This is a genomic window from Pseudomonas sp. LjRoot71, assembly GCF_964253255.1.
Lineage (GTDB): Bacteria > Pseudomonadota > Gammaproteobacteria > Pseudomonadales > Pseudomonadaceae > Aquipseudomonas.
In genome coordinates, this window is sequence record NZ_CAXURA020000001.1 from 4027999 (window position 1) to 4047289 (window position 19291).

Sequence of the window (19291 nt, forward strand, 5' to 3'; positions counted from 1 at the left end):
GCCAAGAATTCTGTCACTCCATCCAAACCCGGATATTCGTATGAAAACCGCACAAGAAATGAAGCCTAACAGCGTGGCGCTGATCGATGGGCACCCATGGCTGATCCAAAAGGCCGAATTCACCAAGTCCGGCCGTAACAGCGCCATCGTAAAGATGAAGCTGAAGAACCTGATCAACGGCTCCAAGACTGAAACCGTCTACAAAGCTGATGACAAGATGGAACCGGTTATCCTTGAGCGCAAGGAAGTGAACCTGTCCTATATCAGTGGCGACGACTACGTGTTCATGGACCCGGAGTACAACTCCTACGAACTGCGTGCCGAAGACCTGGAAAGCGTTCTGCCGTTCATCGAAGAAGGCATGAACGACGTTTGCGAAGCGGTGTTCTTCGAAGGCAAAGTGATCTCCGTTGACCTGCCGACCACCATCGTGCGTCAGCTGGCCTACACCGAAGGTTCCGCCCGTGGCGACACTTCCGGCAAGGTCATGAAGCCAGCCAAGCTGAACAACGGCACCGAAGTGAAAGTTGCTGATTTCTGCGAAATCGGTGACTGGATCGAAATCGATACCCGTACCGGCGAGTACAAATCCCGCGCTAAAGCACCGGTCTAAGACTGGCGTTACTCGCGAGAAGCAAAAGCCCGACCACGCGTCGGGCTTTTTTATGGTCGCTCGTCTGGCCTTAGCTGCGCTGCAAGCCGCTTTGCAGGGCCAGATCCCAGGGCGCTACTGGGCCGAAACGGGCTTTGAGGAACTCCAGCAGCAGGCGGCTGCGCGAGTCGGTTTCACGCTCCAGGCGCAGGGCGTAGATGCCGCTGGGTTCGGGAGCGGGCAAGCCGTTTTCGCAGAACAGTGGTAGCAGCTCGCCGCGCAGCAGGTAATCACTGATCAGCCAGGTGGGCAGGTGAGCAATGCCCAGGCCGGCGAGGGCGCTGAACAGCAGGGCTTCGGCATTATTGGCAGTCATGCGCAGGCGCTTGGGGCGGCACAGCTGCAGTTTGCCGTCCTGCTCGAAACGCCAGGCGTAGGGCGGGGCCAGGCTGTCCCAGTCAAGGCCATCATGCTCCAGCAGCTCGCTCGGGCTGCGCGGTACGCCACGGCGTGCCAGGTAGTCAGGGCTGGCACAGACGACGCGGACCATGGGCGATAGCGCGGTGGCAACCAGGCGCGTATCGGCCAGCGGGCCTATACGCAGTACCAGATCGACTTCGCCGAGGTGTGTGCCATGCAGGTCGACGAAGCTATCGATAAGACGCAGTTGTACATCCAGGCCGGGGTAGGCCACCAGAAACTCGGCGATGGCCGGTGCCAGATGACGGCGGCCGAAGGGGGCGGGTGCATCGATGCGGATCAGCCCTTCCGGCGCGCTGCTCAGTGATACCGCTTCGGCGCGGGCCAGGTGCAGTTCGGCAAGAATGCGCCGGGCCCGTTCGGCAAAGGCCAAACCGGCGGACGTGGCGCGTACGGCGTGGGTGCTGCGGCTGAACAGGTGGCTGCCCAGTGAGCGCTCCAGGGCATCGATGCGCCGGGCCACTGCTGAGGGCGTCAGCGGGTGGCGGCGAGCGGCTGCGGAGAAACTGCCGGTTTCCAGCACATCGAGAAACAAGCTGAGCTGATCGGTCAGGGTATCGGGGTTCATGGTGGGGCTCGGCTGTGCGTTAAAAGCACAGCCATTGTGCGTTGCTGTGCGTTTCGTTGCCAGTGACGAATGATTAGGCTGTGCCGCATCTTTCTGGAGGCCCCTGATGACACTGCTCAACTTTGCCTTGAACCTGCTGCTCGGACTGGCCCTCGGTACCCTGGGTGGCCTGTTTGGAATTGGCGGTGGGCTGATCGCGATTCCGGCGTTGGGTGTGTTGTTTGGCCTGGATCAACAATTGGCCCAGGGCACGGCACTGGTGATGGTGGTGCCCAATGTGTTGTTGGCGTTGTGGCGCTATCACCAGCGTAACCGCATCGATTGGCGCCACGCCCTGGCACTGGCGCTGACCAGCCTGCTGTTTGCCGTACTGGGGGCGGGCTGGGCCGTTACCCTGGATGCGGATCGCATGCGCCTGGGATTTGTGGTTTTTCTGGTGCTGTTGGCGGCCTACAACCTGTCGCGGTTGTTCAGCAAGCCGGTCATGGCCGCTGTAGGGATGCGCTATCCCTGGCCCTGGTTGACGCTGCTGGGCAGTGGCGCGGGGTTGTTGGGTGGGCTGTTTGGTGTGGGCGGTGCGGTGCTGGCAACACCGGTGCTGACCACGGTTTTCGGCACCAGTCAGGTGGTGGCGCAGGGCTTGTCCCTGGCGCTGGCGGCGCCGAGCACGGCGGTTACCTTGGCGACCTATGCCCTGCATGATCACGTTGACTGGATGCTGGGTGCTCCCCTGGCGCTGGGCGGTTTGCTCAGCATCAGTTGGGGGGTGAAGTTCGCCCACGCACTGCCTGAGCGGGTCTTGCGCGGGTTGTTTGCCGGCTTTTTGCTGCTCTGTGCTGCGCTGCTCGCACTTAAAGTCTGAAGCCTTCGACAATCTGCTCGGCCAGTGTCTCGGTAACTTGCGACTGGGTCTGGCTGTTGCGCAGCAATACGATACTGGCAGACGGCATCACCGGCAGCCCTTCGGCGGTGCCGATGATGCGCATATCCGGGGTGATCAGGCTTTGCAGCTGTGCGGTAACCGCCAGGCCGGCACTGACTACCGCCATGATCGCCGACAGGCTCGGGCTGGTGTAGGCGATGCGGTATTCACGCTCCATGGCATCCAGCGCGTTGCAGGCCCAGGAGCGGCAGAAACACTGGGCATTGAACATCGCCAGCGGCAGTGGCTCCTGCTCATGTGGGCTGAAGCCCTGCGCTACAGCCCAGACGATGCGCTCCTGGCGCAGCAGTTGGCCAATTTCGGTGCCTGGCTCGCGGGTGACGATGGTCAGGTCGAGGTCCTGGCGCTGCAACAGCTGGAACGACGGCTCGCAGTGCAGTTCCACCTGCACCAGCGGGTAGGTCTGGGCGAAGCGTGAGAGAATCCCCGGCATAAAACGCATCACATAATCGTCCGGCGTGCCGATGCGCACGGTGCCGACCATGTGTGGGGCACGCATGCTGGTCATCACTTCACTGTGTAGTTTGAGGATGCGCCGGGCATAGCCGAGCAGTAACTGGCCTTCGGCAGTCAGGCTGACCTGACGGCCGTCGCGACGGAACAGCGGCCGTTGCAGCACGTCCTCTTCCAGGCGCTTCATCTGCATGCTCACCGCCGATTGTGTACGGTTGACCATCTCGGCAGCGCGGGTAAAACCGCCATGATCAGCAATCGCGACAAAGGTGCGCAGCAGTTCGCTGTCGATGCTTGGGTAACTGGCCATTCATCAATCTCTGAGATGCACTGCATAAGAAACATTCGTTGGATTGATCATAAGCCCCGCGTGAGACTGTCGCCAACCCCACAAGGAGGGCGACGAGATGAAAGGTCAGAAAGGTTATGCGGTAGTTGCTGTCGGGCGTGCACGAGGCCTGCGGCCAGTGGCTGTGATGCGCTCAATTGGCTTGCAGCTCTACCGCTGGTGGCAGTTGGCTGAGCAGCGCCGGCGTTTGGCGATACTCGATGATGCGGCATTGAAGGATCTCGGTTTGAGCCGGGCTGATGTGATCCAGGAAAGTGAACGTCCCTTCTGGGATGATCCACTGGCGCGTTGAGTGATCCATGGTTCGTGATACCCCAGTCAGAAACAGGAGAAAAGGGATGTCCGCTTATCAGCTTGCACAGTTGAATATCGCCACGATGAAGGCGCCATTGGAGTCACCGAGCATGGCCGACTTTGTTGCCAATCTGCAGCGCATCAATGCACTGGCAGAGGCTTCGCCTGGTTATGTCTGGCGGTTGCAGGACGAAGCAGGCGATGCCACGGCATTTCGTCCGTTTGGTGAGGATGTGCTGGTGAATCTCTCGGTGTGGCGTGACGTGCAGGCGCTCAGTGATTACGTGTACACGTCCGCACATACCGAGATGCTCAAGCGCCGCCAGGAGTGGTTTAGCAAGGTCGATGCTGCGCATATGGTGCTGTGGTGGGTGCCGGCAGGGCATCTGCCATCGGTGCAGGAAGCCTTCGAGCGTCTGGAGTTGCTGCGCAAGCAGGGGGCCAGTGCGCAGGCGTTCAGTTTTCGGCAGGCGTTTGCGCCGCCGGTTGCGTGCGAGGCCTGACCCGTCGCGTCGCGCTAGTGCATGTAGTCTGCTGAGATGCAGGCTGTATAGGCAGATCACCGGAGCGGCGCATGGGCGGCGCATCCGCTACAATGCGCGCCGAATTTGTCATGCCCGAGAGCCCGCCCATGTCCGCCTGCCAGACCCCGATCATCGTTGCCCTGGATTTCCCGACCCGTGATGCCGCGCTGGCATTGGCTGATCAGCTCAATCCCGCGCTGTGCCGGGTAAAAGTGGGCAAGGAACTGTTCACCCGTTGCGGGCCGGATATCGTCAACGTGCTGGCGGGCAAAGGCTTTGAGGTGTTTCTCGACCTGAAATTCCACGATATTCCCAACACCACCGCCATGGCAGTCAAGGCTGCGGCGGAAATGGGCGTGTGGATGGTCAATGTGCACTGCTCGGGTGGCCTGCGCATGATGGCGGCCTGCCGAGAGAACCTGGACAAGCTCGCAGGTGCCAAGCCGTTGCTGATCGGTGTGACCGTGCTGACCAGCATGGAGCGTGAAGACCTGGCGGGCATCGGTCTGGATATCGAGCCTCAGGCCCAGGTGTTGCGCCTGGCTGGGTTGGCGGCGCAAGCGGGTCTAGATGGCCTGGTGTGTTCGGCGCAGGAAGCGCAGGCACTGAAATCGGCTTATCCGGCGCTGCAACTGGTGACGCCGGGGATTCGTCCGGCCGGCAGTGCTCAGGATGATCAGCGACGCATTCTGACGCCGCGCCAGGCGTTGGATGTGGGCTCGGATTATCTGGTGATCGGTCGACCAATCAGCCAGGCGGCCGATCCTGCCCAGGCCCTGGCTGCTGTGGTGGCGGAACTGGCCTGAGGCTTTGCGGCAGGCTGGTTGCGCGCTTGCCGCCTGAATCTGTTTGAGAAGTTGTATACAATCGCTGCACTTTGACTAGCCAGGTTTTCTCCATGCATCCCGCCGCCGAAGATTCGCCACTGGGCAAATCCAGCGAGTACATCGCGACCTACACCCCGTCTCTGTTATTTCCGATTCCGCGTGCGGCCAAGTGGGCTGAGCTGGGCCTGAGTGCCGAGACGCTGCCTTATCAGGGCGTGGATTTCTGGAACTGCTTTGAGCTGTCCTGGCTGTTGCCGTCGGGCAAGCCGGTGGTAGCCATGGGCGAGTTCGCCATTCCCGCTGACTCGCCGAATATCATCGAGTCGAAATCCTTCAAGCTCTACCTCAACTCGCTGAATCAGTCAGTGTTCAAAAGCGCTGATGAGCTGGTTGCGGTGTTGGTACAAGATCTTTCGGCAGCCGCGGGCAAGCCGGTTGGGGTGCGCGTGCGTAGCCTGGCTGAGGTGACGGCCGAAGGTGTGCAAGCCGCGCCAGGTACCTGCATTGATGAACTGGATGTGGCCATCAGTAACTATGAGCAGCCGCAGCCTGAGCTGCTGCGCTGTGATGCTGAGCGGGTGATCGAGGAAAGCCTGCACAGTCATCTGCTCAAATCCAACTGCCCGGTTACCGGTCAGCCGGACTGGGGCACGCTGGTGGTGCAGTATAGCGGCCTGGCGCTGGATCACGCCAGCCTGTTGGCCTATCTGGTGAGCTTCCGTCAGCATGCGGATTTTCATGAGCAGTGTGTGGAGCGGATCTTTCTCGACTTGCAGCGCTTGCTCAAACCCGAGCATCTGACGGTATACGCGCGTTACGTGCGCCGTGGTGGTCTGGATATCAACCCCTATCGCAGCACTGCAGCACTTGCGCCGGATAACCGCCGCTTGGTGCGCCAGTAATGCAAAACCCCAGCTAGCGCTGGGGTTTTCGTGAGTGGTACGTGTGTTTAGATGCCCATATTGGCAAGGCTCTGCACGATATTGCGCAGGGTACCGGCAAGGGTCGGGTGGCTGGCCTCGAAGCGTTCGACTGCCAGGTTGACCCCGTCAATCAGGGTGGCGTCGGGGGCAGCGGCGGCCTGGCGAGCCAGTTGCACTTCAATTTCCTGGGTCAGTACATACAGATCGGCCCGTTCATCTTCGCTCAGAGGCGGTTGCTCGGCCAGTTGCTCGCGCAGGTCTTGCAGTTGTTGCTGCAGGCGGCTTGCAGGCATGGAATTCTCCCTTTGGTGATCAACTGATTGACTGACCTTGCGCGAAGGCGAAAGGTTCGGCATGTCTTCAGGTTAATCCAAGCCAAGAGGCTTTGCTTGCTTTGGATCAAGCGCCAGGCGATGTGTTGCCCGGCAAGCTGCTTCAAGGTTTTTCACCTTTGTGGCGACGCAAGCTGAGATCGGCCAAGCAGGTTGGCAGGTCGCTGAGCTGATCGATCACTGAGTGCACACCCAGGCGATACAGGCTCAGCGTGGCCTGGCTGCGTAGGCGGTCACGTTCGCTTATCGACAGGCTCTGCCAGTCTGCCGGGGCCTGTCCGCAGAGTGGGCCGCTGATAGCCAGGCCGATGGTCCAGATCCCCGCATTCAGCGCTGCCTGCAGCAACTGTGGCTCGCCGCTGACCAGCACGCAGCCAGCGAACTGGTCAACTTGCAATTCCATAAGGCTGAGCCAGATGGCGTCCGGTGCCGGCCAGGGGCGATGGCTGCGATTGGGCGTGCCTGGCAGCCAATCTGGAAGTGCGCTGGCCAGGCAGATGCTGGCGTCACGTGGCAGGTCATCCAGCCAGGCGCAAGGCACGCCTTGTTGGCGGAGTTGCGCTAGCAGTGGCAAGGCGGCTTGCGTGGCTTCGGTATGCTCCTGTGCGGTTTGGCAGAGTGCCTGTTGGTAGGCTCGCCATTCATCGGGTTGCGGTTCCCGACCCAGGCAGTGGATCAGACTGAGCGGTTCCGTTATCGACGGGTAGAGTCGTTGCAGCGTGACCGGTACGCTACGGGCACCGAAATCCACCAGGCAACCGGACAGGCTGAACAAGATGGCGCTGAATGCGGGCGAGGGCGTGAGGCTGGGCATGGGCCGTCCTTGAAGATGGTCTAGTCCACGTTAGCAGCTCGGCGTTACAGGATGGTGACGGATGCGTGCAGCGTTGGCAGGGCAGGCAATTTTTCAGCTATTTGTTCATCCGCTATGCTGCCTATTTTGGCCGCCGCCGCCTTATACTGCGCCACCTGATGTGGCTGCTGAATCAAGCGGCTTGAGCGTTTTCAAGGAGCGACTGTAAATGCGTGTGACCGGTGCGAGTTGGATTGAACGATTGGGCCTGCTGGTTGCCTGTACCGGCATGCTATTGCTGCCTGTATCGGCCCAAGCCAATGAAGGCGACCCATGGCAGGGTTACAACCGCTTTATGTTCAAGGTCAACGATAACGTCGATGCCTACACCCTCAAGCCGTTGGCCAAGGGTTATCAGGCAGTGACGCCGCAATTCTTCGAGGATGGTGTGCGCAACGTGTTCCGCAACATCGGCGATGTCAGCAATCTGGCGAACAACCTGTTGCAGGGCAAACTGCATGATGCGGGTGTCGACAGCGGCCGCCTGATCTTCAACACCACCTTCGGCCTGCTGGGCTTCTTCGATGTTGGCAGCGCCATGGGCCTGCAACGCAGCGATGAAGACTTCGGGCAGACCCTGGGCGTCTGGGGCCTCAATAGCGGGCCGTACGTAGTGCTGCCGTTGATGGGCCCAAGCAGCGTGCGTGATGCATTCGGCAAAGTGCCGGATGCCATGCTGACTGCGCCCATGCACATTGATCATGTGCCCACGCGCAACGTCGTGAGTGGCGTGCAGGCGGTGGATGTGCGGGCCAGGTTGTTGTCGGCCGAGCGCCTGGTCAGTGGCGACAAGTACATCTTTGTACGCAATGCTTATCTGCAGAATCGTGAGTTCAAAGTGCGCGACGGTGAAGTCGAAGACGACTTCTGATTGCTGCATGCGAGTAATGCAAAAGGCGGCCTTGATGGCCGCCTTTTTGTTTGCCTTGAGCCAGCTCAGCTCATGGAAATGATCGCCAACCCCAATGCCTGGCGGCCATCGTCCAGGGTGGTGACGCGCACCACTTCGGCCTGAGCGTCCAGACCACGCAGTTCGTTATGCTCAGAGGAAATGTGGATGCGTACCTTGTCGCCCATCTGCACGGCGCTACCAGCTTCAAGCTGCATGCCGGTGCTGGACAGATCGAGGCACAGTGCAGGAATTTCCTGGCCGTTATGGTGCAGGGTAACCGGTGCCTCTAGCCGCATGCGGATGTAATCGCGTTTCTCACTGTAAGCACGATCATTCTGGCTCATGGGCACTTTCCTCTTGTTATGGGGGGTTGTCCTGCAGCTCTTATAACCTTGGCCGATTTGAGGTGTAAAGTCGTGTTACGACGACTGGTGCACGCTTGAATCACGTAGCGGATGGGAGTACCGTCTGCGCCGTGATGCAAGCCGAGTTCGCGCGTGCAGGCCGGCGGCCTGACGCATAAGCCAACCCACACCCGGCGCAGTTTGCCTGGATACCCCATGCACAAAACCAGTGCCACGCTGCTGATAATCGATGACGACGACGTAGTGCGTGCGAGCCTCGCCGCCTACCTGGAAGACAGTGGTTTTCAGGTGCTGCAAGCCAACAACGGTTTGCAGGGACTGGACGTCTTCCGTGCCGAGTCACCGGATCTGGTGATCTGCGATCTGCGCATGCCGCAAGTCGATGGTCTGGAGCTGATCCGTCGTATCAATGCCCTGCAGGTCGAAACCCCGGTGATTGTGGTTTCCGGCGCAGGCGTGATGAGTGATGCCGTCGAAGCCTTGCGTCTGGGCGCTGCCGACTACCTGATCAAGCCCCTGGCCGACCTTGCCGTGCTGGAGCATTCGGTGCGCCGTGCACTGGATCGTGCCAGTCTGCGTCTGGAGAACCAGCGCTACCGCGAAGAGCTGGAAACCGCCAACCGCGAACTGCAAGCCAGCCTTCATCTGTTGCAGGAGGATCAGAACGCCGGGCGCCAGGTGCAGATGAACATGCTGCCCGTGACTCCCTGGCAGGCTGATGGCCTGAACTTCGCCCACCAGATCATTCCGTCGTTGTACCTGTCCGGTGATTTTGTCGACTACTTCCGGGTCGATGACAGCCGTATTGCCTTCTATCTGGCCGATGTTTCCGGTCATGGCGCGTCTTCGGCATTTATTACGGTATTGCTGAAGTTCATGACCACGCGTTTGTTGTATGAGTCGCGCCGCGCAGGCAGCTTGCCGGATTTCAAACCTTCGGAAGTGCTCGGGCACATCAACCGCGGCCTAATCAACTGCAAGTTGGGCAAGCACGTGACTATGCTCGGCGGCGTCATCGACCAGGCCAATAACCATCTGACCTACAGCATTGGCGGTCATCTGCCATTACCGGTGCTCTACAGCGAAGGTCAGGCCCGCTATCTGGAAGGCCGTGGTTTACCGGTTGGGCTGTTTGCCGAAGCCGAATACAACGACCTGGAACTTGAGTTGCCGCAGGCGTTCAGCCTGACGCTGCTCTCCGATGGCATTCTGGATTTGCTGCCCGGTGATACCTTGAAAGACAAGGAAACCCTGTTGCCGCAGCTGGTGAGTTCCGCAGGTGGCACCCTGGATGGCTTGCGCAAGGCTTTTGGGCTGGCCAATCTGGGGGATATGCCGGATGATATTGCCTTGCTGGTGTTAAGCAGGAACCTTGCATGAACCCTGGGATAAGCCCCGGTAGAATCCAGTTTGCCGAACAAGACGGCACCTTCATCCTGAAGTTTGTTGGTGAAGTACGCCTGACGCTGTGTTCGGCACTGGATGCGACCATTGAGAAGATCTTCACCGCGCTGAATTTCTCAGCCATCGTGATTGATCTGACCGAAACCCGCAGCATCGACAGCACGACTCTTGGGCTGTTGGCCAAGCTGTCGATCCTGTCGCGGCAGAAAATCGGTCTGTTGCCGACCGTAGTGACCACCCATGCCGATATCACTCGTCTGCTGCAGTCGATGGGATTCGATCAAGTGTTCAATATCGTCGACACCCCGGTGCCGTGCCCGGATTGTCTGGATGATCTGCCGTCGCAGGATCAATCTGAAGAGCTGGTACGGGCCAAGGTGCTTGAAGCGCACCGGATTCTGATGGGCTTGAATGAGTCCAATCGTGAAGCCTTCCACGATCTGGTCAATGCCCTCGAACATCACTGATGGCGATGGCTAAACAAACGGGGCGCTCAATGAGCGCCCCGTTTGTATTCAGGCCTGGGCTGTCAGTAGCTTTTCCAGCTTTTCCTGATCGCGGGCAAACAGACGAATGCCCTCTGTGAGTTTTTCCGTGGCCATGGCATCTTCATTCATGGCCCAGCGGAACTGGCTTTCGCCGAGGTTCTGCTTGGCTTCGGCAGCTTTGCCAGGGCTGAGCAGGCGCGCCAGTGGCTGTTGATCATCGGCCAGTTGTTGCAGCAGTTCCGGGCTGATGGTCAGGCGATCGCAGCCGGCCAGTTGTTCGATCTGACCGATATTGCGGAAGCTCGCCCCCATCACCACGGTCTGATAGGCGTTGGCCTTGTAGTAGTTATAGATACGGGCGACTGACTGCACACCAGGGTCTTCGGCACCGACAAAATCACGGCCTTCGGCCTTTTTGTACCAGTCGTAGATGCGCCCGACGAAGGGCGAAATCAGAAATACCCCGGCGTCGGCGCAAGCCTGTGCTTGAGCAAAGGCGAACAGCAGGGTCAGGTTGCATTGAATGCCGGCTTTCTCCAGTTGTTCGGCAGCGCGAATACCTTCCCAGGTCGAGGCTATTTTGATCAGCACACGTTCGCGGCCGATACCGGCTTCTTCATACAGGCCGATCAGGCGTTCGGCACGGCGCAGCGTCGCCTGGGTGTCGAAAGACAAGCGTGCGTCCACTTCGGTAGAGATTCGCCCTGGAATGATCTTGAGGATTTCCCCACCAACTGCGACGGCAAAATGATCACAGGCCAGGCCGAGGTCGCTCTGGCTGGTCTTGACGGCATGCTTCAACTGCTCGCTATAGCCAGGCATGGCGGCGGCTTTCAGTAGCAGGGATGGGTTGGTAGTGGCATCAACCGGCTTTAGGCGGGCGATGGCGTCGTGGTCGCCGGTATCGGCGACCACGGTGGTGAACTGCTTGAGTTGATCCAGCTTGGAGGTCATGACACAGCCTTGTCGTTGCAGATGCAGCGACATTACCCGAGTCAGCGACCTTGCAGCAATTGCGCCGCCTGATCGAACAGCGCAAGCGGCGCGTCGGTCTTGTGAATGTCCACCGAGAGCAACTGGCGAAAGCGTCGCGCGCCCTTGAAACCCTGGCCCAGGCCGAGCATATGGCGGGTGATATGGTGCATGCTGCCGCCTTCGGCGAGGTGTGCGGCAATGTACTCGCGCATGCTTTGCATCGCCTCGAAACGGCTCAGTACGGCGCGCGAAGAGCCAAACAGCTGCTGGTCAACCTGCGCCAGCAGATAAGGGTTGTGGTAGGCCTCGCGGCCCAGCATCACGCCATCGAAGGTTTGCAGGTGCTGCTGGCAATCCTCCAGGGTCTTGATGCCGCCATTAAGAATGATTTCCAGCTCGGGGAAGTCCTGCTTGAGCTGCGCTGCGACCTCATAGCGCAGTGGCGGCACTTCGCGGTTCTCCTTGGGCGAGAGCCCTTCGAGAATGGCGATGCGCGCATGCACGGTGAAGCTGCGACAGCCAGCATCGCGCACCGTGCCCACGAAGTCGCACAGCTCGGCATAGCTGTCACGGCCGTTGATGCCAATCCGATGTTTCACCGTGACTGGGATATCCACCGCGTCCTGCATGGCTTTCACACAGTCGGCGACCAACTGCGGATGGCCCATCAAGCAGGCGCCGATCATATTGTTCTGCACCCGATCGCTGGGGCAGCCCACGTTGAGGTTGACTTCGTTATAACCCGCCGCTTGTGCCAGCTTGGCGCAGGCCGCCAGGTCAGCCGGCACGCTACCACCGAGTTGCAGAGCCAGGGGGTATTCCGCCGCGCTGTGACGGAGAAAACGTGTCGCATCGCCATGCAGGATGGCTCCGGTAGTGACCATCTCGGTGTAAAGCAGCGCGTGTTGAGACAACTGACGCAGAAAGAAGCGGCAGTGCCGATCGGTCCAATCCATCATCGGTGCAACGGAGAAGCGGCGGGACAAGCTGATGGGCGGAGCAGGGGAGTCGGGCATCGGTGTCGTTCTATTTTTCAGGGCTGTGGTGGGCCGCGTTTGGGTGTGCGGTCTGCGCTGCGAGGTGCGGCAGTTTATCAGCCTGCACGGGGTTTCGGTTTTTCTGCGCCGCTCGCTCAGTGAGCAGAGGGCGAATTTGTATGGATGGCTTGGGGCAGCGGCGCTTCATCGCTATGCTCTGCGCCACGAGTCTGCCAGTGAGTGAGCCATGTTCCAGCCTGTACGCGCCGTAAAGCTTCTCTCGATTGCCATGTTTTGTCTGCTTGGTGCCTGTGCTGGTGGGCCGCAATTGCTGCCTGAGACCAAACGTTTGCCTGAGCGCGTGGAATTGGCGGATGTGCCGTTTTTCCAGCTCAGTGATGCGCAAGGCGGGCCTTCGGCATTGGCCGCTCTGTTGAATCACTATGGTGTGATCAGCAGTCCGGGGTTGGTCGATGAGCGCATTCAGCAACTGGCCAAAGGGCAGAGTCCGCAAGCTGGGCTGGAGAAAGCCGCACGTTCATACGATCTGCTGGTTTACCCCTTGCCAGGTAATCTGGATTCCCTGTTGCAACAGGTGTCTGCTGGACATCCGGTGCTGTTGATGCAGGACCGCATGTTTGGTGGTCCCGGTTCGCAGTTCGCGATATTGGTCGGGTATGACCAGCGTGAGCGGACGCTGGTGTTGCGTTCCGGTAACAGTCGGCGCTGGTACACCAGCTTCACTCGTTTTGATGATGCCTGGAGCGAGGCGGGACGTTGGGCTGTGTTGGTTCAGCCTGCCAGCCAATTGCCTGCACAACCTGTCGAGCAGGTCTGGCTACAGGCTGCGCGCGAGTTACAACAACAAGGCCGCAACGAGGCTGCGCAGCGGGCATTGCGTGCGGCGCGTCAGGTCTGGCCGGATGCGGCGCTGTAGTGCTTATGGCTGGAGGTAAAATGTAAAACGGCACCCCAGGGTGCCGTTTTTTGTTGCGTAGGAGGATCAGATCCCCAGCTTGTCGCGCAGGGTGTAGTACCAGGCGCCCAAGGCGCTGAATGGCACTTGGAACAGCCGGCCGCCAGGGAAGGGGTAATGTGGCAGATCGGCGAACGCATCGAAACGTTCGGCCTGACCGCGCAGGGCCTCGGCCAGCACCCGGCCAGCCAGGTGGGTGTATGTCACGCCGTGGCCGCTGCAGCCTTGCGAGTAATAGATGTTGTCGCCCAGGCGACCGACTTGCGGCAGGCGCGACAGGGTCAGCAGGAAGTTGCCGGTCCAGGCGTAGTCGATCTTCACATCTTTCAACTGCGGGAAGGCTTTGAGCATCTTCGGTCGAATGATGGCCTCGATATTGGCCGGATCGCGCGCGCCGTAGACTACGCCGCCACCGAAGATCAGGCGTTTGTCGCTGGTCAGGCGGTAGTAGTCGAGCAGGTAATTGCAGTCTTCCACACAGTAGTCCTGCGGCAGCAGGCTTTTCGCCAGTTCGGCGGACAGTGGCTCGGTGGTGATCACCTGGGTGCCGCATGGCATCGACTTGGCCGACAGCTCGGGGATCAAGTTGCCCAGGTAGGCGTTGCCGGCGACGACCACGAACTTGGCTTTGATCCGGCCGTTGGGGGTGTGCACGACAGGGTTAGCGCCGCGATCAATACGGATTGCCGGGGATTGCTCATAGATCACGCCGCCCAGCGATTCGACGGCTGCCGCCTCACCCAGGGCCAGGTTGAGCGGGTGGATATGGCCGCCGCTCATGTCCAGCATGCCACCTACGTAAACGTCGCTGTCCACCACTTCGCGGATGCGCTTGGCGTCCATCAGTTCCAGCTGAGTGTGGCCGTAGCGCTCCCAGAGTTTTTTTTGTGACTCAAGATGCTTCATATGCTTGGGGGTGTTGGCCGCGAAAACGCCACCATCCTTCAAATCGCACTGGATGTTGTACTTGGCGATGCGCTCGCGAATGATCCGACCACCTTCAAAGGCCATGTCGCCCAACAGTTTGGCCTGTTTGGCGCCGACACTGCGCTCGATCACGTCGATATCGCGGCTGTAACTGTTGACGATTTGGCCGCCGTTGCGGCCAGACGCACCAAAGCCGACTTTCGCGGCTTCTACAATGCTCACTTTGAAGCCGTTTTCCAGCAGGGAGATGGCTGTCGATAGACCGGTGTAGCCAGCGCCGACGATGCACACGTCAGTCTCGACTTCACCATTCAATTCTGGGCGCGGCGGAACCGGATTGGCGGAGGCCGCGTAATAGGATTGTGGATAAGCTGTGTGCGCCATTTTGCAACCTCTGTTCTTTATTTTTTACGAATAGGCGGATGCTACCTGAGTTGAAAATGCTCTGCTAGTAGCCTGTGCGAAATATAAAACGCTACGTAGAACAGTAAAAAATTCAGTTATTCAGTCAGTTAGCGAAAAAATAGGTTGACACTTTTGTCCGCGGCCGTAGAATGCGCACCCATCGTAGGCACGTAGCTCAGTTGGTTAGAGCACCACCTTGACATGGTGGGGGTCGTTGGTTCGAGTCCAATCGTGCCTACCAGGTTTGGTAGAAAAAGGGTCGCTTAGGCGGCCCTTTTTTATTGGGTTCTTGCCAGCAGGCCTGGCTTTCTGCAAGCATCCTCGCGGTTAATCGTTGTTTCAAACCTCCAGTGACTCCGGTTCGGTTTTGGTTGGCTGAAAAGCTCCCGCCACTGTATGGCAGGTATACCGCCGAATCGCTTACTGGCTCATCCCAACCCATGTGGCCTTTGGTAGAGGTCACCACTAGGAGAGGAGGCGCCATGCCCATCATTACTCTTCCCGACGGCAGTCAGCGTTCGTTCGATCACCCGGTATCCGTACTTGAGGTGGCGCAATCCATTGGTGCTGGTCTGGCCAAAGCCACAGTAGCTGGCAAGGTTAACGGCAAGCTGGTGGATGCCTGTGACCTGATTGAAGGCGACGCCACTCTGCAGATCATTACGCCAAAAGATCAGGAAGGGCTCGAAATCATTCGCCACTCCTGTGCGCATTTGATCGGGCATGCCGTCAAGCAGCTGTTCCCGGCAGCCAAGATGGTGATCGGTCCGGTCATTGATGAAGGTTTCTACTACGACATTGCTTCTGAGCGTCCCTTCACTCTAGATGATGTGGCGGCAATCGAGCAGCGCATGCAGCAGCTGATCGAGAAGGATTACGACGTCATCAAGAAAGTGACGCCGCGCGCTGAGGTTATTGATGTATTCACCGCTCGCGGTGAGGACTACAAGCTGCGTCTGGTTGAAGACATGCCGGACGAGCAGGCCATGGGCCTGTACTACCACGAAGAATATGTCGACATGTGCCGTGGTCCGCATGTGCCGAACACGCGTTTCCTTAAAGCGTTCAAGCTGACCAAGCTGTCCGGAGCCTATTGGCGTGGCGATGCCAAGAACGAGCAATTGCAGCGCGTTTATGGCACGGCCTGGGCCGACAAGAAGCAGTTGGCGGCTTATATCCAGCGCATTGAAGAGGCCGAGAAGCGCGATCACCGCAAGATCGGTAAGCGTCTCGACCTGTTCCATACTCAGGAAGAAGCGCCGGGTATGGTGTTCTGGCACCCGAATGGCTGGACTATCTATCAAGTGCTCGAGCAGTACATGCGTGGCGTGCAGCGCGAGAATGGCTACCAGGAAGTCCGCACGCCGCAGGTAGTTGACCGCGTGCTGTGGGAGAAATCCGGGCACTGGGGTAACTACGCCGACAACATGTTCACCACTGAGTCGGAAAGCCGCGATTACGCGATCAAGCCGATGAACTGCCCGTGTCACGTGCAAATCTTTAATCAGGGGCTGAAAAGCTACCGCGAGCTGCCGCTGCGCCTTGCCGAGTTTGGCTCCTGCCATCGTAATGAGGCGTCCGGTGCGCTGCACGGCATCATGCGGGTGCGTGGTTTCACACAGGACGATGCGCACATTTTCTGCACCGAAGAGCAGGTTAAGAAAGAGGCGGCGGACTTTATCAGGCTGACCCTGCAGGTTTATTCGGACTTCGGTTTCAGCGACGTCAAGATGAAGCTGTCCACTCGCCCGGCCAAGCGCGTGGGTGATGATGCGTTCTGGGATCGTGCCGAGACGGCGCTGGCTGATGCGCTTAATGATGCGGGCTTGCCTTGGGAGTATCTGCCGGGTGAGGGTGCGTTCTACGGCCCGAAAATCGAGTTCACTCTGCTTGATTGCCTCGGTCGTGCCTGGCAGTGCGGTACCCTGCAGTACGACCCGAATATGCCGCAGCGTCTGGAGGCGAGCTACGTTTCCGAGGACAACAGCCGCAAGGTGCCGGTCATGTTGCACCGGGCGATTCTCGGTTCGTTCGAGCGTTTCATCGGTATTCTGATCGAGCACTACGAAGGTGCATTCCCGGCCTGGCTGGCACCGACTCAGGCGGTGGTGATGAATATCACCGATAAACAAGCCGATTTTGCCTTGGAAGTGGAAAAAACGCTCAACCAAAGCGGTTTTCGTGCCAAGTCTGACTTGAGGAACGAGAAAATAGGCTTTAAAATCCGCGAGCATACTTTGCTCAAGGTTCCCTATCTCTTGGTTATCGGAGATCGGGAGGTTGAGACGCAAACTGTCGCCGTGCGTACCCGTGAAGGTGCTGATCTGGGCTCGATGCCCGTCACTCAATTCGCTGAATTCCTCGCGCAGGCGGTTTCCCGGCGTGGTCGCCAAGATTTGGAGTAATCATTATTAAGCGTGAAATGAGACAAGATAAACGAGCTGCACCGAAGGCCCCGATCAACGAGAATATCTCGGCACGCGAGGTTCGGTTAATTGGCGCTGACGGCGAGCAAATTGGCATCGTCTCGATTGATGAAGCGCTTAGAATCGCCGAAGAATCCAAGCTGGATTTGGTGGAAATTTCTGCCGATGCGGTTCCACCGGTTTGCCGAGTCATGGACTACGGCAAATCAATCTTCGAAAAGAAGAAACAGATTGCTGCTGCAAAGAAAAACCAGAAGCAGATTCAGGTTAAAGAAATCAAGTTTCGTCCAGGGACGGAGGAAGGGGATTACCAGGTAAAACTACGCAACCTGGTACGTTTCCTTAGTGATGGGGACAGGGCCAAGGTATCGCTTCGATTCCGCGGCCGTGAGATGGCGCATCAGGAGCTGGGCATGGAGTTGTTGAAGCGGGTCGAAAACGACCTTGCCGAATACGGCACCGTTGAACAGCATCCAAAGATGGAAGGACGCCAGCTGATCATGGTCATCGCCCCCAAAAAGAAGAAGTAACCACCAGGGCACGGCAGGCCTTGCGGTTATGTTTATCAACTGAATGCGGAGTATCCGAACATGCCAAAGATGAAAACTAAGAGTGGTGCAGCCAAGCGTTTTCTCAAAACCGCTAATGGCTTTAAGCACAAGCACGCTTTCAAGAGCCACATCCTGACCAAGATGTCCACCAAGCGTAAGCGTCAACTGCGCGGTAGCACCATGGTGCACCCGTCTGACGTAGCAAAAGTGGCGCGCATGCTGCGCGTTCGTTAATCGGTCAAGATAGAGGAAATTACTCATGGCTCGTGTTAAGCGCGGCGTTATCGCTCGTAAGCGTCACAAAAAAATTCTGAAACTCGCTAAAGGCTACTACGGTGCGCGTTCGCGCGTGTTCCGCGTTGCCAAGCAGGCTGTGATCAAGGCAGGCCAGTACGCCTACCGCGACCGCCGTCAGCGGAAGCGCCAGTTCCGCGCTCTGTGGATCGCTCGTATCAACGCTGGTGCTCGTGTTAACGGTCTGTCCTACAGCCGTTTCATTGCCGGCCTGAAAAAAGCGTCCATCGAGATCGACCGCAAGGTTCTGGCTGATCTGGCAGTGAACGAAAAAGCGGCGTTTGCTGCGATTGTCGAGAAAGCGAAAGCCGTACTGGCTTAAGTCCCCGACAATCACCGGGCTCGCCCGGTGCTAAACGTCACCAATAGGGGAAGAGCCTTCAAGCTCTTCCCCTATTTCGTATCTGGAGTCTGTAAATGGAAAATCTGGATGTGCTGGTCTCGCAAGCGCTTGAGGCCGTTAGCCACACCGACGATGTGAATGCCCTCGAACAGCTGCGGGTTCACTATCTGGGCAAGAAAGGCGAGTTGACTCAGGTGATGAAGACCCTGGGCAACCTGTCGGCAGAAGAGCGCCCGCAAGCCGGTGCGCTGATCAATGCTGCCAAGGACAAGGTTCAGGATGCTCTGAACAGCCATAAAGACATGCTGGAACAGGCTGCGCTGAGCGCCAAGCTCGCCGCCGAAAAGATTGACGTAACTCTGCCTGGGCGTGGTCAGGCATCTGGTGGCCTGCATCCCGTCACGCGCACTTTGGAGCGTGTGGAGCAGTTCTTCACACGCATCGGCTACGGCATTGCCGAGGGGCCTGAGGTCGAAAACGACTATCACAACTTCGAAGCCCTCAATATTCCCGGCCACCACCCGGCGCGGGCGATGCATGACACCTTCTATTTCAATGCGAACATGTTGCTGCGTACTCACACCTCGCCGGTGCAGGTGCGCACCATGGAGTCGCAGCAGCCGCCGATCCGTATCGTCTGCCCCGGCCGTGTTTACCGCTGCGACTCCGATATCACCCACTCGCCAATGTTCCACCAGGTCGAAGGCCTGCTGGTCGACGAGGGTGTGAGCTTTGCTGACCTAAAAGGCACCATCGAGGAGTTCCTTCGGGTGTTCTTCGAGAAGCCGCTGGGTGTGCGTTTCCGCCCGTCCTTCTTCCCCTTCACCGAACCATCGGCTGAAGTCGATATGCAGTGTGTGATGTGCAGCGGAAAAGGCTGTCGCGTGTGCAAGCAGACCGGCTGGCTGGAAGTCATGGGCTGCGGCATGGTGCATCCGAACGTCCTGCGTATGTCTGGTATTGATCCGGAAAAATACTCCGGTTTTGCCTTCGGCATGGGCGTTGAACGCCTGGCCATGCTGCGTTATGGCGTCAACGATTTACGGCTGTTCTTCGATAACGACCTGCGGTTCCTGGCGCAATTTCGATAGCGCCTTCGCATTCCGTAATCGAATTGGTTCAGGAGAACA

Annotated in this window: 23 protein-coding genes and 1 tRNA gene; 16 read left to right on the forward strand and 8 right to left on the reverse strand. The window is 58.6% G+C overall.

Annotation, left to right across the window (positions count from 1 at the left end; all coding sequences use genetic code 11):
- The first annotated feature begins 40 nt into the window (after window positions 1–40).
- On the forward strand, window positions 41–613 hold the full coding sequence (gene efp, locus ACSQ17_RS19050) for an elongation factor P (protein ID WP_233685777.1): 573 nt from the start codon (window positions 41–43) through the stop codon (window positions 611–613).
- 70 nt (window positions 614–683) lie between these two features.
- On the opposite strand, the gene ACSQ17_RS19055 is transcribed toward efp, so the two are convergent.
- Window positions 684–1640 (reverse strand): LysR family transcriptional regulator, encoded by a 957-nt coding sequence (locus ACSQ17_RS19055; protein WP_436070116.1) that lies wholly within the window; start codon window positions 1638–1640, stop codon window positions 684–686.
- Window positions 1641–1746: 106 nt separating this feature from the next.
- Here ACSQ17_RS19055 and ACSQ17_RS19060 point away from each other — a divergent pair, with 106 nt between their 5' ends.
- On the forward strand, window positions 1747–2502 hold the full coding sequence (locus tag ACSQ17_RS19060) for a sulfite exporter TauE/SafE family protein (RefSeq protein ID WP_436070117.1): 756 nt from the start codon (window positions 1747–1749) through the stop codon (window positions 2500–2502).
- Here the strand turns inward: ACSQ17_RS19060 and ACSQ17_RS19065 are convergent.
- A complete protein-coding gene (locus ACSQ17_RS19065; RefSeq protein WP_436070118.1) occupies window positions 2492–3346 on the reverse strand; it encodes a LysR substrate-binding domain-containing protein in 855 nt (284 codons plus the stop codon). The two genes, ACSQ17_RS19060 and ACSQ17_RS19065, sit on opposite strands and share 11 nt — an antisense overlap.
- Before the next feature lie 97 nt (window positions 3347–3443).
- Between ACSQ17_RS19065 and ACSQ17_RS19070 the strand changes: the two genes are divergently transcribed.
- The 4 genes from ACSQ17_RS19070 to queF all read left to right on the forward strand — a co-directional run bounded on the left by ACSQ17_RS19070 (window position 3444) and on the right by queF (window position 5932).
- A complete protein-coding gene (locus ACSQ17_RS19070; protein ID WP_436070119.1) occupies window positions 3444–3677 on the forward strand; it encodes a DUF1127 domain-containing protein in 234 nt (77 codons plus the stop codon).
- A gap of 46 nt (window positions 3678–3723) precedes the next feature.
- Complete coding sequence (locus ACSQ17_RS19075) at window positions 3724–4182, forward strand: DUF3291 domain-containing protein (protein ID WP_436070120.1); 459 nt, start codon at window positions 3724–3726, stop codon at window positions 4180–4182.
- Window positions 4183–4310: 128 nt separating this feature from the next.
- Window positions 4311–5009, forward strand: a complete 699-nt coding sequence (pyrF, locus tag ACSQ17_RS19080) for an orotidine-5'-phosphate decarboxylase (RefSeq protein WP_436070121.1) — start codon at window positions 4311–4313, stop codon at window positions 5007–5009.
- A gap of 92 nt (window positions 5010–5101) precedes the next feature.
- Window positions 5102–5932: an NADPH-dependent 7-cyano-7-deazaguanine reductase QueF gene (queF, locus tag ACSQ17_RS19085; protein WP_436070122.1), complete on the forward strand. Its 831-nt coding sequence runs from the start codon at window positions 5102–5104 to the stop codon at window positions 5930–5932.
- 47 nt (window positions 5933–5979) lie between these two features.
- Here queF and ACSQ17_RS19090 read toward each other — a convergent pair whose 3' ends face one another.
- Window positions 5980–6246 carry a DUF4404 family protein gene (locus tag ACSQ17_RS19090; RefSeq protein ID WP_436070123.1) on the reverse strand — a complete coding sequence of 89 codons (267 nt, stop codon included), beginning with the start codon at window positions 6244–6246 and terminating at the stop codon, window positions 5980–5982.
- A gap of 142 nt (window positions 6247–6388) precedes the next feature.
- On the reverse strand, window positions 6389–7099 hold the full coding sequence (locus ACSQ17_RS19095; protein ID WP_436070124.1) for an HAD family phosphatase: 711 nt from the start codon (window positions 7097–7099) through the stop codon (window positions 6389–6391).
- Between the two features lie 208 nt (window positions 7100–7307).
- On the opposite strand from ACSQ17_RS19095, the gene ACSQ17_RS19100 reads away from it, so the two are divergent.
- Entirely contained in the window at window positions 7308–8009 is a 702-nt protein-coding gene (locus tag ACSQ17_RS19100; RefSeq protein ID WP_436070125.1) for an MlaA family lipoprotein, read from the forward strand.
- 65 nt (window positions 8010–8074) lie between these two features.
- Here the strand turns inward: ACSQ17_RS19100 and ACSQ17_RS19105 are convergent, their stop codons facing one another.
- Window positions 8075–8374, reverse strand: coding sequence for a PilZ domain-containing protein (locus ACSQ17_RS19105; RefSeq protein WP_436070126.1), 300 nt, complete (start codon window positions 8372–8374; stop codon window positions 8075–8077).
- Window positions 8375–8590: 216 nt separating this feature from the next.
- Here ACSQ17_RS19105 and rssB point away from each other — a divergent pair, with 216 nt between their 5' ends.
- Window positions 8591–9775, forward strand: coding sequence for a two-component system response regulator RssB (rssB, locus tag ACSQ17_RS19110; RefSeq protein ID WP_436070127.1), 1185 nt, complete (start codon window positions 8591–8593; stop codon window positions 9773–9775).
- Between the two features lie 8 nt (window positions 9776–9783).
- On the forward strand, window positions 9784–10266 hold the full coding sequence (gene rssC / locus ACSQ17_RS19115; protein WP_436070519.1) for an anti-sigma factor antagonist RssC: 483 nt from the start codon (window positions 9784–9786) through the stop codon (window positions 10264–10266).
- Window positions 10267–10314: 48 nt separating this feature from the next.
- On the opposite strand, the gene tal is transcribed toward rssC, so the two are convergent.
- Window positions 10315–11241 (reverse strand): transaldolase, encoded by a 927-nt coding sequence (tal, locus tag ACSQ17_RS19120; RefSeq protein ID WP_436070128.1) that lies wholly within the window; start codon window positions 11239–11241, stop codon window positions 10315–10317.
- A 41-nt stretch (window positions 11242–11282) separates the two neighbouring features.
- A complete protein-coding gene (gene dusA, locus ACSQ17_RS19125) occupies window positions 11283–12278 on the reverse strand; it encodes a tRNA dihydrouridine(20/20a) synthase DusA (RefSeq protein ID WP_436070129.1) in 996 nt (331 codons plus the stop codon).
- A 208-nt stretch (window positions 12279–12486) separates the two neighbouring features.
- Between dusA and ACSQ17_RS19130 the strand changes: the two genes are divergently transcribed.
- On the forward strand, window positions 12487–13176 hold the full coding sequence (locus ACSQ17_RS19130) for a PA2778 family cysteine peptidase (RefSeq protein WP_436070130.1): 690 nt from the start codon (window positions 12487–12489) through the stop codon (window positions 13174–13176).
- A gap of 66 nt (window positions 13177–13242) precedes the next feature.
- On the opposite strand, the gene ACSQ17_RS19135 is transcribed toward ACSQ17_RS19130, so the two are convergent.
- Window positions 13243–14526: an NAD(P)/FAD-dependent oxidoreductase gene (locus ACSQ17_RS19135; protein WP_436070131.1), complete on the reverse strand. Its 1284-nt coding sequence runs from the start codon at window positions 14524–14526 to the stop codon at window positions 13243–13245.
- A gap of 185 nt (window positions 14527–14711) precedes the next feature.
- Between ACSQ17_RS19135 and ACSQ17_RS19140 the strand changes: the two genes are divergently transcribed.
- The 6 genes from ACSQ17_RS19140 (at window position 14712) to pheS (ending at window position 19252) form a co-directional block, all read left to right on the forward strand.
- Window positions 14712–14788: transfer RNA gene (locus ACSQ17_RS19140), tRNA-Val, on the forward strand.
- 241 nt (window positions 14789–15029) lie between these two features.
- Window positions 15030–16952 carry a threonine--tRNA ligase gene (thrS, locus tag ACSQ17_RS19145; protein ID WP_436070132.1) on the forward strand — a complete coding sequence of 641 codons (1923 nt, stop codon included), beginning with the start codon at window positions 15030–15032 and terminating at the stop codon, window positions 16950–16952.
- A complete protein-coding gene (infC, locus tag ACSQ17_RS19150) occupies window positions 16952–17503 on the forward strand; it encodes a translation initiation factor IF-3 (RefSeq protein WP_436070520.1) in 552 nt (183 codons plus the stop codon). Before thrS ends, infC begins: the two co-directional genes overlap by 1 nt.
- 60 nt (window positions 17504–17563) lie before the next feature.
- Window positions 17564–17758 carry a 50S ribosomal protein L35 gene (gene rpmI / locus ACSQ17_RS19155; RefSeq protein WP_079202156.1) on the forward strand — a complete coding sequence of 65 codons (195 nt, stop codon included), beginning with the start codon at window positions 17564–17566 and terminating at the stop codon, window positions 17756–17758.
- A 25-nt stretch (window positions 17759–17783) separates the two neighbouring features.
- Window positions 17784–18140: a 50S ribosomal protein L20 gene (gene rplT / locus ACSQ17_RS19160; RefSeq protein ID WP_090505586.1), complete on the forward strand. Its 357-nt coding sequence runs from the start codon at window positions 17784–17786 to the stop codon at window positions 18138–18140.
- A gap of 95 nt (window positions 18141–18235) precedes the next feature.
- On the forward strand, window positions 18236–19252 hold the full coding sequence (pheS, locus tag ACSQ17_RS19165; RefSeq protein WP_436070133.1) for a phenylalanine--tRNA ligase subunit alpha: 1017 nt from the start codon (window positions 18236–18238) through the stop codon (window positions 19250–19252).
- Window positions 19253–19291 lie beyond the last annotated feature (39 nt).